The sequence below is a fragment of the Streptomyces sp. NPDC044984 genome (genome assembly GCF_040646935.1).
GTDB lineage: Bacteria > Actinomycetota > Actinomycetes > Streptomycetales > Streptomycetaceae > Streptomyces.
In genome coordinates this window covers 1-14,726 of the sequence record NZ_JBEZBE010000027.1, presented here as the reverse complement: position 1 = coordinate 14,726, position 14,726 = coordinate 1, and the positions used below count along the sequence as shown (strand labels likewise).

Below are 14,726 nucleotides of genomic sequence, written 5' to 3'. Positions count from 1 at the left end.
CCGCCGGTGACCGGGTCCCGCAGTTCGACCGCCTTGCCGGTGGGCCGCAGCTTCACGTCGAGCGTGGTGCGTACGGCCCGCCGGTTGACGGCGTAGTACACGTCCGCGCCGTCGGTCGTGCGGTGGATCCGGCCGAGCGGGTCGTCGGCGTCGGTGCGACACCTGGACTCCCTGCTGGAGCATCACATGCTGCCGCTGCTGGGCAGCCGGCGGATGAGCACCTTCGATTCCGGGGTCGTCGAGGGCTTCATCCGGGCGATGGAAAGCGCCGGCGTCGGGCTGGCCGCCCAGGCCAACGCCTTCGACAAGCTCAAGGCCATCCTGCTGGACGCCCACCGCCTCGGCCTCTACGACGACCACCCCCTGACCGGCGTGAAACCGCCCCAGTACGACCCCAAGCGCGCGGTCATCCCCTCACCGCAGCAACTGCGGCAGATACGCGAGGCCGGCGACGACCGCTTCCGGCTGATCACCGACCTGATGAGCGGCTGCGGCATGCGCAACGGCGAGGCCGCCGCCGTCAACCTGCGCAACATCGTCGCCGACGACGTCTACCGCATCACCGAACAGGTCAACCAGACCACCGGCACGTATGCCCGCCTCAAACACAGCAAAACCGGCGAATACCGCGACGTCCCCCTGCCCGCCCGCGTCAAGCAGACCATCGAGCGGTACGCCGACACACACGGCACCACCGACGGCTACCTGCTACGCCACCCCCTCGACGCCTCAAAGCCGTTCCCGCACTACTACCTCAACAACCAATGGCAGCGGATCAAGAAAGCCCGCGAGACAGACATGCCCGAAGGAATGGTGCTCTACAGCTTCCGGCACTTCTTCGCCTCCAACTGCCTCACCCACAACATCCCCATCACCGACGTCGCCGAATGGATGGGCCACAAGAACATCGACGTCACCTTCAAGACCTACCGACACCTCATGCCCGGCGCCATCAGCACCGCCGCCACCCTCCTCAACCACGACTTGACTTCGCCCGACACTGCGGGCGTCGCGAACCAGTAGCGTCGACGCTTGATCGCGGGTGACGATGCCGACAAGCCGGTCCTCTTCGTCGAGTGCCGACAGCCGTTCCACGCGTCGCTCGGTCATCGCCCGGGCCGCTCGGAAGCACAGGCCCGGTCGGCGGCCATCCGGGCGGATCGACGGCTCACCGCGAAGAACCTCATGCGCAGGTTCTCCGGTGACATCTCCTCGTAGAGTCCCTCGAGTTGATCGTGGTCACCGGGCCGCACGGGGCGAATGCACACCGTCGTGCCGTCCGTGAGCAGTGCGTGAACGGGCGGTCGGCTGATCACGTCGTCCATCACGGGTCACCTCCGAGCCTCGCGACGCTTCAAGCGTCCAGCACTTCTCCATCGGGTGCCAGGGCTGTCCGGGACCGTCTGAGGGCCGATCGGCCCCAAGCCCCGCTTTGCCCGGATCGCGGGGCCTTCTCGACCAATACTGAGGTTCCCCCGCCACGCGGGAGGGATCGACCATGGTCTGGCTGTTCATCGTATTGAGGGTCATGACGGCCTTCACGTCGGGAAAGGCGCGCCGGATCCACCACAGCGTGCGGACCGGGCACCAGGCCGGTCGGACCTCACGAAGGGCCGGCCAGCCCTCGCGCGGCCGCCGCGCACCGGCTATGCCGGAATGAGGCGAGGGGGCACTTCCTCCTCGGCCTCGGGCCCGATCAACCCGGGCCAGGTAGGTGACCAGGGAGTACAGAATGTCCGAGAAGCAACCATGCCGACGAACGGGAACCGCTCTGCTCCCCTTCGTGACAGCTTCCGCAACGCTGGCGTTCTACACGCTGCAGTGCCGGCCGAGGCTGCTCACCTGGGGTGCGACGCAGGACGAAACCGCTCGCGCGTACCCCGGCGACGAACTGGTGCCCGACCCCGACGGCAGCTCGACGATGGCCACCGACCTTCCGGCACCACCCGAGCAGGTCTGGCCCTGGCTGGCGCAGATGGGGTACGACCGCGGAGGCTGGTACAGCTGGGACTGGCTGGACCGCTATGGGCACCCCAGCGCGGACCGCGTCGCGCCCGAGTGGCGGAAGCTGGAGGAAGGTCAACGCCTCAAGGCATCGCGGGACGGAAGGTTCTGGTTCACCGTGGCGCTGCTGGAGCCGAACCGGACTCTGGTGCTTCGCTCGGACCTGAACCTCTCCGGAGGGCGGTCCTTCGACCCGCGGACCAAGCCCCTGCCACAGGCGCGGCTGGACGGAATCTGGGCCTTCCACCTGCGACCGGCCCCCTTCGGTGAGACACGTCTGGTGGTCCGCACGCGCGGTCAAGGCCACCCCCGATGGCTCACCCGGCCTTTCGACCTGGTGTTCGGTGAACCCGCGCACTTCATCATGCAGACCCGCCAGTTCCACAATCTGCGCGCCCGGGTCGGCGCGGAAGGCATGACCCCGTAGTGCCACGGCCTCGTCCCGGTCCACCAGCACGGCCGGTCGGCCGTTAGTTGATCCACGGCGTCACCGAACCGCGAGAGGACCGAGGACAACTGCCGCACCGCCACAGGTCCCTGTTACTCGAAGGAGTCCGCCCGCAAGTTCTCCAGATGCCGCAGCAGCGTGCCGTCGACGCTGACGCGCCGCTCCGGACGCACAGCCGCGGACACCGGCTCGGGCAGCAGGACCCGCAGATAACCGACGCGGCTCATGCCGACGAGCACCCCGTCACGAGGGCACCGGGATCGCCCTCCAGGCCGGAGGAAAGCACGATCGTGTCCACGCACGACTGGACCAGGGCAATGGAGTCGTACGCCTTTCCCCTTGCGCACTCGACGGGCCGGAGCGCTGTTCAGCACTCGATCCACCCGGCGCCGGCCCGCTCCGGAGCAAGGACGAGCGCGACCTCTCCGAAGGATCCGCCTACGCTCCACTGCACGGCCGCGCAGCGACAAGGAGGTGCTCGCGGCACTTCGTACGCTGATCACCGATGCACTCGCCGGCACGGCCGAGGACATGCCGGAGGAGGGCTGTCCACTTCCCGAGGACCTGGGGGCCACGGTCGCTATCGGCTACGACGACCAAGGAGTGCTGCACTCTCTGTACGGGTCACAGGTCCGAGACAGTCGGCGTCGCACGGACCACCACGATCACCACCAGGGAGGCCGCGTCACCCCTCCGTCCCAAGGTCTGCGACACCGGCGTCACGCTCCGACGGCCGCCCGCGCGTGGTCGACGTGACCGCGGCCCCCGGCTGGAAACCCGCCGAGGTGCTGCGGCTGGCGGCCACGGTGGACCAGTACTCGCCGCACGTCCCTGGCCCACTCCATCGTCGACGCGGCCCGTGAGCGCGGACTGGAGCCGTCGATGGCGACAGGGGTGTGGGAGGAGGCCGGCCGGGGCGCGTACGGCGTGGTCGAGGGCCGCAGGACGACCGTGGGCCGTCCGGAGCCCGCAGCGGTGGTCCCGGACTGGGCGCGGGCCGCGGAGAACCGGGCGCTGCTGGACGGCGCCGCCGTCGCCTGGCTCACCGTCGGCGGTGTTCCCACGGGAGCCGTCAGGTTTCGGCACGGGGATCACCCCCGGTGGTTCAGTAGTGGGGTACGACGGCCACGGGGCAGACCGCCTGCTGGATCACGGCGTGGGTCACCGGGCCGGTACGCGCAATCCTCGGGCGGTCGGTGAGCCGGTGTCCGACGACCAGCAATTCCGCGCCGGACGCCGCCTTCAGCAAGGCCCCGGAGGGCTTGCCCTCCACCACCGTCTCGAGAACATCGACGTCGGAGTACTTGTCGCCCCACGGCTGGAGCACGGCGGCGAGGAACCGCAGCCACTCCTCGGCCCGCTCCCGATCGCTCACCAGACCGATCTCGCCGGGACCCAGGGTGAGCAGGTCGGGGGCACGCCAGGCGTGCAGAACCCTCAGCCGCGCGTGGCGCACGCGGGCCGCCTCGAAGGCGAACTCGATCACCTCGTCGCACGGTTCCGTGACGTCGACACCGACAACCACGTCCCGTCGGCCGCCGCCGGCCACTTCCTGCGTCTCACCAGCCGTGCCGTCGGCCCGCACGAGGACGACGGCCCCGGTGGCCCTCGCCACGACCTCGAGAGCGACCGACCCCACGAGCAGTCCGGTGATACCGCCCAGCCCGCGCGAGCCCAGCACCAGCAGCTCGGCGCCAGCCGACGCCTTCACCAGGGCGGCGGACGCCGGCCCCTCGACCTGCTCGTCGTACACCCGCACGTCGGGGCACGCCGTGCGAACGCGTTCCTCCGCCTGTCGCAGGACACACCGGGCCCGGTGCCGCTCAGCCGCGTAGGAGGTCTCCGCCCCACCCTGGCGCGGGTGCCAGTTCCGCACATGCAGCAGTCGAAGTGGCCGTCCGCGGCGGACGGCCTCACAAGCCGCCCACTCGGCGGCGGCGAGACTCTCGGGTGAACCGTCGACCCCGACGGCAACAGGTGAAAGCATGACGCGCACCTCCAGAAGACCTCCCCATTCATCAGTGTCACGCGGGGGCGGTGTCCGGGACAGGGCCACCGGGTCCATCCGGAGGGCCATCAGGCCCATGTCTCCGACCGGCTGACGGGACAGCCATTCGGACCGTGCGGTACGACTGCCACCGGGCCCTGTGCGCGGTTCGGCAGGGCGTGGCTCGTCCGGCCGGGTTGAAGGCTGAAGCAGCCCCGGTGTTGTCGGGCGCCGACGATCACGAGATCGCCGGCGGCCGACCGGAGCGTGAGCACCTTGCTACCGGGCCTTCGACCATCACGCGACGGACCCGGACAGCCCTCGGGGCGGCGGTCTCGGGTCGACCGCTGCCCCGAGGGCTGTCCGATGGCGGTCGAGCAGTTCGCCGAGGATCCCGGCCGATGGCCTGCGGCATCGGCTCGCCGATGAAGTCACCGTCACGGTCGGCGAACAGGCCGTAGTCCCACAGGGCGGAGACGTCCTCAGCGTGTCGGTTCCGGGGGTGCCGGACAGCTCCTCGACGCGGTGCGGCAGCAGCGAACTGCGCATGGTGGGGTGAAGGACTCCCCCTGCACCTCCACCCCCGTTGCCGTTGACGACGGTGGAGCGGCCGGCTGTCCGCGCATGCTAGCCAGCCCGGCCGGCGGAAAGGCGGGCATCCACTGCGACGACACCGTCGACACCCTGGCACAGGCCCACGATCACCGGGATGAGACGCGGTTCCGGGACGTGTCCCCGAAGGGTGACGACCCCGTCTCGGGCCTCGATGGCGACGGTGCCCTCATCCAGGCCGAGGATGCGCCCCAGGACCTCCTGCTCGACCTCGCCGCGGATCTCGGCGTCCGAGCGGATGAAGGCGTCGAGCAGGTCGCTGCGGGTGACGATGCCGGTGAGGAGCCCGTCGTCGCCGACCACCGGCAGCTGCTTGACGTGCCTCCTGCGGAGTTCCCGCGCGGCCTGGGGGATCGTCCAGTCGGCGCGGGCGGTGAAGACGGGGCTGCTCATGAGCTCGCCTGCGGTCCGTGCCCGGGCCTTGCTCCAGGCGTGCTCGTCGGTCCCGTCCTGCCCCTGCGGATCAGGCGTGCCGGTCTCGTGCCGCAGCACGTCGGACGCGGACACGACGCCGACAGGGGCGCCGTCGTCGTCGACGACCGGTGCCGCGACGATGTCGTTCGCGTCCAGCAGGGTGGCGGCCTCCTGGAGTGGTGTGGTGGGGCGGAGGGCGACGACCTCCTCGGTCATCACGTCTCCGACCGTGCGGCGGTGCAGCATGACGTCGGTCTCCTCCGCATCACGACGGGGCGTCCGCGGTCGGACCGCCCGGGCGGACCACGTGCGGTGCGTCGACTCGTGCACGCCGTCTTCCCTACCCATGACAACACCGCGCTGCTCAGGCGACCAGTGACGTTCGGCCTGGCAGGGAGGGCCGACGGTCCCGCGGCCAGGGGTGCGACATTGTGCGCGAGACGCTGCCGACGTCGGGCAGTCGCGAACGCCGCACCGGATGCGGCTCATCGCGTGGTGCGTGCGCCCGTGATCTCGCGTCCGGTGACCAGCTCGGCCTCGATGCGTACGAAGACCCCGTCACGTACGGGCATCCAGGAATGCGGGCCGGTCTGCGAGAGCCGTTCGTGCTCCGCGACGTCGGTCACCACGGAGGCCCGGCCGGTGACGATCACGCTCCAGCCGGATCGGGTCGCCGCGGTGAACTCGTCCGCCTCGAAGGCGACCACGACACCGTCGACGGCGCGTACGAGATCGGAGCCGGCCGAGGTGCAGAGCAGAACGGAGGCATCCTCGCCCAGGGAGAAACTGACCGGGAGGACTGCGGGCAGCGCCTGCCGGGTGTACACGACCCGGCCGACCGGCACCTTGGCCAGCAGGCGAAGGCACTCCTGCCGGTCGAGAATGCGAAAGGCGTCGTTCTCGAGCATCAGGCCATCATCAGTGTGGCCGCCCTGTGGCGAGTAGGGCCGGTCGGCCCCACTTCCGTCCACCGCCCGGCGGCAGACGCCCGCAGCCGCCGTTCTGCTGGCCAGTCACGACGAGGGCTGTCCGGGCGGAGGTGGCTTTCATCAGCGCCTGCGCGGACGCACGCCCTACCCCGCGGGCATCGACAGCCACCCGCGGGGACGACTCCCGTGTCGCTGCGGTGTCCGCACGTCCGTGCAGCCGGCCATCGGCTGGTCGATCCGAGCAGCAGGCCGGCAGCCCGGTCCAGGCCCAAGAAAGTAGTTGAGGCCTCCGCCGTCCCAGCGGCGCACACGGCGGCTCACGACGGCACGTTGACTCCGTAAAGGGTGCGCCCGCCGACCAGCTCCCGACCGGTGACCAGTTCCGGCTCGATGCGCACGAAGACCTCCACGGGCCAGGGCACCCAGGACCGGGGCCCGGTGCGGACCAAGTGCTCGTGCTCGTCGGGGTCGGTCACCACCGAGGCGGAGCCGGTGACGACGACGCTCCAGCCGGAACGCGCCGCGACGTCGACCTCGTCGGCCTCGAAGGCGACCACGGCGCCGTCGACGGCGCGGACAAGCTCCGAGGAGGCCGATGTGCGCAGCAGCACGGCACCGCTCTCCTCCAGGAGGAAGTTGACCGGCAGGACGGCGGGCAGCGCGTCGCGCGTGTGCACGATGCGGCCCACGGTCGCCTCGGTCAGCCGGCGCAGGCTCTCCTGCCGGTTCAGTTCGCGGAATCCGTCATTGCGGTACATCAGCCGGTCGTCTTCCCGTGTGTCGTCCGGTGCTGCCTTCCATCTTTCACGCGTGTGGCGGCCGGCAATGAGGGCCGACCGTCCCCGGTCGGCCGCGGAACGGCCCTCGCCCCGACGGGACTTGGTGCCGTCTTCGGATCGCACCGACCTCGCGCCGTGGTCCGTCCGGCACGGTCTTCATCGCGCCGGTTCCTGCGGCTGACGGCCGACTGGTCCACCGGCCATGTCGCCGAGCGCGCCCCGGCGCCCACGCCCTCGGCTCGTACGCGGTCGTGACCGTGCCCCCGACACCCGGTCTCCCGGTGTCGGGGGCACGGCGAACCGTACCGCGGCACCTGTTCACCGGTGCGACATGGCGCCGAGTTCCCTCGCCACGCCCGCCGCCCAGTTCTCGATCGCGGCGAAGTCGCGGAAGTCACCGCCCTTGCCGTTGCGAAGGATCATGCGGGCGATGCGGCCTTGCGCGCCTTCGGTGAGGCAACCGCCGAAGGTGACATGCGCACGGGCGTCGAGCTTGGCCATGGCCCTCTTGACGCCCGGAACGGGAGAAATGTCCCGCTGCGAGGCCGTCGAGTCGAGCGGTCCGGAGCTGAAGAACCACACCGGCCGGTGCGCCAGTGCGCCGCGGTGCCGCCGTACGAAGCGCCTGGCGTCCTTGTGCCAGCGCCCGGCGTACAGGGCACCGCCGACCACCACAGCCTCATAGCGGTCCAGATCCGTCACCGACCGGGCGGACAGCGCCTCGGCCGTGATCCCCGTCGTCCGCAGCACCTCCGCTATGGTCTCGGCGATCTTCTGCGTCGATCCGTTGGCCGACCCGTAGGCGACCAGCACCGTCTGCTCCATGGTGCTCCGCCTCCTCTCACAGGCGCCGCAGCCAGTCGTCCGCGACGCCGCCCGGCACGCGCGTGTCGTCCCGGAACTCGGAGTCGTCGAAGCGGTGGGTGAGCCTGTCCACGACGTCGACGACTCCGTCGGTCCTGCGGGTCATGGCCACCGCGATCTCGCTTTCGCTCTTCCGCTCCAGCTGCCCTTCCAGCGTGACGACTCCCTCCGTGACGGTGACGTCGACGCTGCCGTTGACCAGCCACAGTCCGCGTTGCAGCACCTCGCGGATCACTTCCTCGCGGATCTCCGCGTCGGGTCGCAGGAAGGTCTGCAGCAGGTCGTGCCGGGTGACGATGCCGACCAGGCGGTCGTCCTCGTCGAGTACCGGGAGCCGGTTCACCCGGTGCTCGACCATGGTGCGGGCGGCCTCCACGACGGTGTCCTCGGCGTGCACGCTGACGGCGGGCGCGGTCATCAGGCGGCCAGCCGTGCGCGCCCGGGCCTTGGCCGCCCGCCGGCGGGCGCGCGGTGTCAGCCGTGCGAGGCGGAACCGCGGGGGCGGCTCGTAGGCGAGGGGGGTCGCGGCCTGGTGGAGCATCAGGTCCGTCTCGGAGACGACGCCGATGACGTGCTGGTCGCCGTCCACCACGGGCAGTCCGCTGACGCGGTGTTCCGCGAGCAGCCTGGCGACGGCCTTGAAGGGGGTGCCGTACTCGGCGCGGACCACCTCGGTGGTCATCACGGAGCCGACTTTCTGGTTCCTCATGTCTGTTCCTCCTCAGCGCAGTCGGCGCAGATAGGGGTCCTGCGGCCGGCGTGGCAGCAGGCGTATCCGCGCGTCGAGGACGGTGACCTCGCCGGGTGTGGCGAGGATCGGGTTGAAGTCGGCTTCGGCGAGCTGCGGCAGGTCCATGGCCATCCGGGACAGCCGGTGGAGTACCTGCTCCAGCCCTTCCAGGTCGACGGGGCCGCCCCCTTGCGTGCCGAAGAGCAGGGGGGCACAGCGCGGGGCGGTGATCAGGTCGTGCACGTCCTGACCGGTGAGCGGGGCGAGGCGGGCGGCGTGGTCGGCGAGCACCTCCGTCGCCGTGCCGCCCAGTCCGAAGACGACGAGGGGGCCGAAGACGCCGTCCTGGACGACGCCGGCGAACAGCTCGGTGCCGCGGGGTGCGAGTGGCTGGACGACGACTCCGGTCATGAGTCCTTCGAAGCGGGCCCGCAGGTCCTGGAAGGCCGTGCGTACCTGGGCCTCGTCGCGCAGGTCGAGGTGGACGGCGTGCTGGAGGCTCTTGTGCACGAGTCCGGGCCAGTGTGCCTTGAGGACCACTCGGCCGTCGGTGCCGCGCAGGCGTTCGGCGGCGCGTACGGCGTCGTCCTCGGCCTCGGCCCAGGCCCAGGGCTGCTGGGGGATGCCGTAGCAGGACAGGAGCTCGGCGCAGGCACGCGGGTCCAGCCAGCCTCCGTCCGGTCGCTGGGCGAGGAAGTCGTCCGCCAGGGCCTGCGCGCGGGAGGTGTCGATGTCGTCCGGGTCCGGCACGGTGCCGACGGGCCGGGCGAGCCAGGCGGCCCGTCGGGCGGCGTGGGCCAGCGCCCGTGCCGCCGCCTGCGGTTCGGCGTACGAGGGGATCGCCTCGCCGTCGGTGACGGGCAGCAGGGTGACCGGCAGGTCCTGTTCCAGGCGTACGACGATGACGGGCTTGGCCCGGCGGCCGGGCCCCCGGGTGACGGCCCGGACCAGGTCGTCGCCCGTCGCGGCGGCGACCGCGGTGGGGACGAGGGCCACCAGGACCGCGTCGACGGCCGGGTGACCCGCGAGCCGCTCGAGGCAGGTGTGCAACGCGTCCTCGGTCACGGCGGCGGTGGCGTCCACGGGGTTGCCGACGCTCGCTCCGGCGGGCAGCGCGGCGAGCAGGTCGTCGGCCAGTTCGGGGCTGGGCGGGTTCAGGACCAGTCCGGCTTCGGCGCAGGCGTCGGCGGCCAGGACTCCCGCTCCGCCGGCGTTGGTGATCACGGCGACGCGGGTGCCGGCCGGCAGGGGCTGTGCGTGCAGCAGGGCCGCCGCTTCCAGCAGTTCGCCGACGGAGCGGGTCGCGGTGATGCCGGCCTGGGTGAACAGTGCCTGGCGGGTCATCGTGCCGGTGGCCGCGGCGGCGGTGTGCGAGGCTGCGGCGCGGCGGCCGGCGTCGGTGCGTCCGGCGTCGACGGTCAGTACCGGCATGCGCCGGGTGACGCGCCGGGCGGTGCGGGAGAAGGCCCGCGGATTGCCGAAGGACTCCAGGTGCAGCAGAGCGAGGTCGGTGCGGCCGTCGCTCTCCCACCACTGGAGCAGGTCGTTGCCGCTGACGTCGTACTTGTCGCCGAGCGAGGCGAACGTGGAGACGCCGATGCCCAGCCGGGACAGTCCCTCCAGCAGGGCGACGCCGATGCCGCCGGACTGTACGGCGACCCCCGCGGTTCCGGCGCGGGGGTGTGCGGCGGCGAAGGTGGCGTCGAAACGGTACCCGGGGGCGGTGTTGGCCACGCCGAGGCAGTTGGGGCCGACCAGGCGCATCCCGTGGGTCCGGCAGGCGGTGAGCAGGGCCTCGGACTGCTCCGTGTCCAGTCCGGCGGAGACCACGACGAGGGCGCGTACGCCCGCCTTGCCGCACTCCTCGGCGACGGCCGGCACGGTCCCGGCCGGGCTCGCCACGACGACCAGGTCAGGGATGACGGGAAGGGCGCCGACGCAGGGGTAGGACGGTACGCCGAGGATGGCGGTGGTGGCGGGATTGACCGCGAACAGGCGGCCGGTGAAGCCGTCCTCGTGAAGGTGGTGCAGCAGGGCGCGTCCCACCGAGCCGGGACGGCGGCCGGCCCCGACGACGGCGATGGAGCGCGGCTTCAGCAGCGGCTCCAGGCTGGCCACGTCAGCGGTCCGTCCCCGGGCCTCCGAGGCCGTGAGGTAGGTCTCGTCGACGTGCAGGTCGATGGCGCAGTGCACCTCGGGGCCGTCGAACCGCCGGGTCGCGGCGAGGCCGAGGTCGGCGAAGAGCCGCAGTACCTCGTGGTTGTCGCTGAGGGCGTCGGCGGTGAAGGCGGTGATGCCGTCGGCACGGGCGGCCGAGACGAGGTGCTCGACGAGCAGGGTCCCCACGCCCCGGTGGTGCAGGCCGTCGGCGACCGCGACGGCGAGTTCGGCGGTCTGCGGCGCGTCGTCGGCGGCGTGGTACTCGACGAGGCCGATGACCTGTCCGGCGCGTTCGGCGAGCAGGGCCCGGTGCCCGCGCCGGGCCGGCGCGCACACGGTGTCCGCGGCCAGGCCGGCGGAGCGGGAACCGGCTGAGAAGAAGCGCAGGCGGCGGTTGTCCGGTGACATCTCCGCGTAGAGCCCCTCCAGTTGGTCGTGGTCCCCGGGTTCGACGGCGCGGATACGGACGGTGGTGCCGTCCGTGAGCAGCGCGTGGACTGCGGGGCGGTGTGGCGTGTCGTCCTTCATGGCGGTTCTCCTTCGAGCCGCTCGGGTCCTTTGGCCTGTCGAGCGTCTGTCACAACGTCGGTCGCGCCCAGGGACCGACCGGGGGTGCCCGCAGGGCCGGTCGGCCCCCGGTCTCCCGCCGGTCGTCCCGCACGACGGTGGCTCCGGACCGTCACGCCGTGTCGGGTACGACCGCGACCGGGCAGGCGGAGTGGTGCAGGAGCGTGTGGGCGATCCGGCCGAGGCGGTGCCCGAACTGCCCGGGGCACCGTCGGCCGACGACCAGCAGGTCCGCCTCGTGCGAGGCGGTCAGCAGCACTCGGCGGGCGGGTCCCTCGACCGTGTGCCGGCGCAGGCGCACGTCCGGCGGAGCGTCGGCGAGCGCGGCTTCCAGTTCCTTGGCCGCCCGTTCCTCGTGCAGCCGCTCGGGGGTGCCGGTGAGCAGCGGGTGGTCGGCCGTGTCGTGCGCGGGGCACCGCCACGCCCGTACCGCGTCCAGGGCGGCGCCGCGTCGCCGGGCTTCCTCGTAGGCGAAGCGCACCGCTGCCGTCGGCGCGTCGGCCATGCCGACGACGATGCGGCCGTGCCGGCCTTCGGTGGTCCGGTTGTCGTGGGCGCCTCGGATCACGACGACCGGGCATTCGGCCTCGGTGGCCACGGTCAGGCTGACGGAGCCGAGCAGGAGGTCGGCGAGTTCGCCGCGCCCGCGGGTGCCCATGATCACGGCCGCAGCGTTGCGCGCCTCGTGCAGGAGGACGTACTCCGGTTCTTCGGCCACCGCTTCGGTGGTGACGGAGAGGTCCGGGTGGTGACGACGGGCGCGGCGGGTGGCGACGACGAGGATGTCGTCGGGGGTGACGTGACCGGACGGCCTGCCGAGCTCTCGGGCGAACGCGGTGCCCTCATAGCGGTCCCAGCGGTAGGCGTGGACGATCCGCAGGGGTGCTCCGTGCCGGGCGGCCTCGTCGGCCGCCCAGTCGACGGCCCGCAGGCTCGACTCGGATCCGTCGACGCCGACGACCAGGTGAAGACTCACCGTTCTCAGCCTTCCGCGTCGAGGTCGAACACGATGCGGGCCTTGACGTGACCGCTCAGGACCTCGTCGATGCAGTCGTTGACGGCGGCCAGCGGGCGGGTCTCCCGGATGACCTGCGTGCGGCCCTCGGCGTGGAGCTGGAAGACCTCGGCGAGGTCCTGGCGGGTGCCGACGATGGAGCCGATCACCGAGGTGCCGTTGAGCACGGTGTCGAAGATCGGGACCGGGAGGGTGCCGTGCGCCGGCAGGGCCACCATCACGAGCTTCCCGCCGCGCCGCAGCCCGGAGTTGACGGCTGCGAAGGCCGCCGGGTTCACGGCGAGGGCGAGGGCCGCGTGGGCGCCGCCGTGCCGTTTCAGCTCGGCGCCGACGTCCTGGGTGCGGGCGTCGATGAGGATGTCCGCGCCGAGTTCCCGGGCGAGTGCGAGCTTGTCGTCGGTGACGTCGATCGCGGCGACCCGCGCCCCGGCGATCTTCGCGTACTGCACCGCCAGGTGGCCCAGTCCGCCCACGCCGGAGATGGCGACGAGCTGGGCGGGCCGGACGTCCGCGACCTTCAGCGCCTTGTAGGTGGTGACGCCCGCGCAGGTCAGCGGTGCGGCGTCGAGGGCGCTGACGCCCTCGGGCACCGGCTGGGCGAAGTCGGCCCAGGCGAGCATCTTCTCGGCGTACCCGCCGTCGCAGCCGTACCCGGTGTTGACCTGGCTCTCGCAGAGGGTCTCCCAGCCGGACAGGCAGTGCTCGCACCGCCCGCACGCCCTGCCGAGCCACGGCACGGCGACCCGTTGGCCGACGGCGAGGTGGGTCACGCCCTCGCCGAGCTTCTCGACCAGGCCGACGCCCTCGTGGCCGGGCACGAACGGCGGAGTGGGCCTGACCGGCCAGTCGCCGTGCGCCGCGTGGATGTCGGTGTGGCACAGCCCGGACGCCTCGACGCGCACGCGGACCTGCCCGGGGCCGGGCTCGGGGTCGGGACGCTCCTCGATGACCAGGGGCTCGCCGAATTCCCGTACGACCGCTGCCTTCATGGTGCCTGCTCCTTCGGTGTTTTCCGGTCAGTCGCGTCAGTCGTGCGCGACGACGGCGACGGGGGCGGTGGCGTGGTGCATGACCGCGTGGGCGACGGCACCGATGTGCACACCGAACGGGCTGCGGCGGATGCGGCGGCCGACGACGACGAGGGAGGCGTCGTGGGACGCGTCGACGAGGTGGCCCGCAGGGCTCCCGAGCCGGGACGCTTCGGTCACCTCGACGTCCGGGTACTTCTCCCGCCACGGCAGCAGCGCCTCGGTGAGGGCGGCGGCCTGCTCGCGGACGATGTCCTCGCGGGGGTCGACGCCGGCGGCCAGGCTGTAGACGTAGTAGGGCGGCAGATTCCAGCCCTGGACGACGGTCAGCGTGGCCTCGCGGCGCCGTGCCTCCTCGAACGCGAAGGTGATCACCGTCTCGTCCGGGCTGTCGGTGTCCAGGCCCAGGACCACGGGACGGAAGCCGGTGGCGGCGGACGGGATGCCGGCGGGGTCCTTGACGTGTTCGTCGGCGGCCTGTTCGCCCGCTCGGACCAGGATCACGGGCACCTCGGTGCGGGCGACCACCGACTGGCCGACGGACCCGATCAGGAAGCCCGCGAGGCCGCTGAGGGCGCGCGAGCCCAGCACCAGCAGTTCCGCGTCGCGAGTGGCGTCGAGCAGGGCCTCCGCCGGGGTTCCGGCCCGCTGCTCGGTGGTCACCTCGACCCCGGGGTGCCGCAGCCTCAGCCCCTCGGCGGCTTCCCGGGGGATCCGCTCGGTCCAGTGCTGGTGCGTCTCGGCGCCGAGGAGCGGGGCCTGGGCCATGGGCTCCGGGACCGGCTGCCACACGTGAAGCAGTCGTACCGGCATCTGGCGCAGCGCGGCTTCGCGGGCCGCCCACTCTGCGGCTGCCCGGCTCTCGGGCGAGCCGTCGAGTCCTACGGTGATCGTGCGGGCCATGCCGGCCACCTCCTGTGTCATCGGTTCTGGTCTCAGCGTCTCTTCGGGCGGTTCCGGGGGGCAGGGGCCTGTGGTCCCGGGGTGGGGCCGACGGTCCCTGCCGGCAGGCTGGTGGGGCGGGTCCTTGGGCGGTCCCGCCCGACCTGTCGTGTTCAGCGCAGCCACGCGTGGTCGCGGACGATCGGGAGCCGGGCCCACCACCGGCCCAGACCCAGCGCGTCACCGGCCGAGACCGCGGCCAGCGCGATCAGCACCACCGCGTACACCACGTGGTAGTCGGCGAACG

General features: G+C 72.0%; 14 protein-coding genes and 1 pseudogene. 4 read left to right on the top strand and 11 right to left on the bottom strand.

Annotated features, from left to right (window positions below):
* The first annotated feature begins 153 nt into the window (after positions 1-153).
* From AB0A94_RS26570 to AB0A94_RS26560, 3 genes are all read left to right on the top strand, one after another.
* Positions 154-1,023, top strand: a complete 870-nt coding sequence (locus tag AB0A94_RS26570) for a site-specific integrase (RefSeq protein WP_361748290.1) — start codon at positions 154-156, stop codon at positions 1,021-1,023.
* 9 nt (positions 1,024-1,032) lie between these two features.
* Positions 1,033-1,218 carry a hypothetical protein gene (locus AB0A94_RS26565; RefSeq protein ID WP_361748288.1) on the top strand — a complete coding sequence of 62 codons (186 nt, stop codon included), beginning with the start codon at positions 1,033-1,035 and terminating at the stop codon, positions 1,216-1,218.
* 565 nt (positions 1,219-1,783) lie between these two features.
* Positions 1,784-2,431, top strand: a complete 648-nt coding sequence (locus tag AB0A94_RS26560) for a hypothetical protein (protein ID WP_361748286.1) — start codon at positions 1,784-1,786, stop codon at positions 2,429-2,431.
* 113 nt (positions 2,432-2,544) lie between these two features.
* Here the strand turns inward: AB0A94_RS26560 and AB0A94_RS26555 are convergent, their stop codons facing one another.
* On the bottom strand, positions 2,545-2,679 hold the full coding sequence (locus AB0A94_RS26555; protein WP_361748284.1) for a hypothetical protein: 135 nt from the start codon (positions 2,677-2,679) through the stop codon (positions 2,545-2,547).
* A gap of 498 nt (positions 2,680-3,177) precedes the next feature.
* Between AB0A94_RS26555 and AB0A94_RS26550 the strand changes: the two are divergent.
* Positions 3,178-3,526: pseudogene (locus AB0A94_RS26550) on the top strand (heavy metal translocating P-type ATPase); the annotation flags it as partial.
* A gap of 31 nt (positions 3,527-3,557) precedes the next feature.
* On the opposite strand, the gene AB0A94_RS26545 reads toward AB0A94_RS26550, so the two are convergent.
* From AB0A94_RS26545 to AB0A94_RS26500, 10 genes are all read right to left on the bottom strand, one after another.
* Entirely contained in the window at positions 3,558-4,439 is an 882-nt protein-coding gene (locus tag AB0A94_RS26545) for a universal stress protein (protein WP_361748281.1), read from the bottom strand.
* A 627-nt stretch (positions 4,440-5,066) separates the two neighbouring features.
* Entirely contained in the window at positions 5,067-5,711 is a 645-nt protein-coding gene (locus AB0A94_RS26540) for a CBS domain-containing protein (RefSeq protein WP_361748279.1), read from the bottom strand.
* Positions 5,712-5,950: 239 nt separating this feature from the next.
* Positions 5,951-6,373 carry a pyridoxamine 5'-phosphate oxidase family protein gene (locus AB0A94_RS26535; protein ID WP_361748277.1) on the bottom strand — a complete coding sequence of 141 codons (423 nt, stop codon included), beginning with the start codon at positions 6,371-6,373 and terminating at the stop codon, positions 5,951-5,953.
* Between the two features lie 338 nt (positions 6,374-6,711).
* Complete coding sequence (locus tag AB0A94_RS26530; RefSeq protein WP_161175215.1) at positions 6,712-7,152, bottom strand: pyridoxamine 5'-phosphate oxidase family protein; 441 nt, start codon at positions 7,150-7,152, stop codon at positions 6,712-6,714.
* A gap of 339 nt (positions 7,153-7,491) precedes the next feature.
* The gene (locus tag AB0A94_RS26525) at positions 7,492-7,998 is read right to left on the bottom strand and encodes a flavodoxin domain-containing protein (protein ID WP_361748275.1); all 507 of its coding nucleotides are present in this window, start codon (positions 7,996-7,998) and stop codon (positions 7,492-7,494) included.
* Positions 7,999-8,014: 16 nt separating this feature from the next.
* Positions 8,015-8,746, bottom strand: a complete 732-nt coding sequence (locus tag AB0A94_RS26520; RefSeq protein WP_361748274.1) for a CBS domain-containing protein — start codon at positions 8,744-8,746, stop codon at positions 8,015-8,017.
* Positions 8,747-8,758: 12 nt separating this feature from the next.
* Complete coding sequence (locus tag AB0A94_RS26515) at positions 8,759-11,455, bottom strand: GNAT family N-acetyltransferase (protein ID WP_361748271.1); 2,697 nt, start codon at positions 11,453-11,455, stop codon at positions 8,759-8,761.
* Between the two features lie 151 nt (positions 11,456-11,606).
* Positions 11,607-12,470 carry a universal stress protein gene (locus AB0A94_RS26510; RefSeq protein WP_361748269.1) on the bottom strand — a complete coding sequence of 288 codons (864 nt, stop codon included), beginning with the start codon at positions 12,468-12,470 and terminating at the stop codon, positions 11,607-11,609.
* Between the two features lie 5 nt (positions 12,471-12,475).
* On the bottom strand, positions 12,476-13,498 hold the full coding sequence (gene adhP, locus AB0A94_RS26505) for an alcohol dehydrogenase AdhP (RefSeq protein WP_361748267.1): 1,023 nt from the start codon (positions 13,496-13,498) through the stop codon (positions 12,476-12,478).
* Positions 13,499-13,534: 36 nt separating this feature from the next.
* Positions 13,535-14,440 carry a universal stress protein gene (locus AB0A94_RS26500; RefSeq protein ID WP_361748265.1) on the bottom strand — a complete coding sequence of 302 codons (906 nt, stop codon included), beginning with the start codon at positions 14,438-14,440 and terminating at the stop codon, positions 13,535-13,537.
* Between the last annotated feature and the right edge of the window lie 286 nt (positions 14,441-14,726).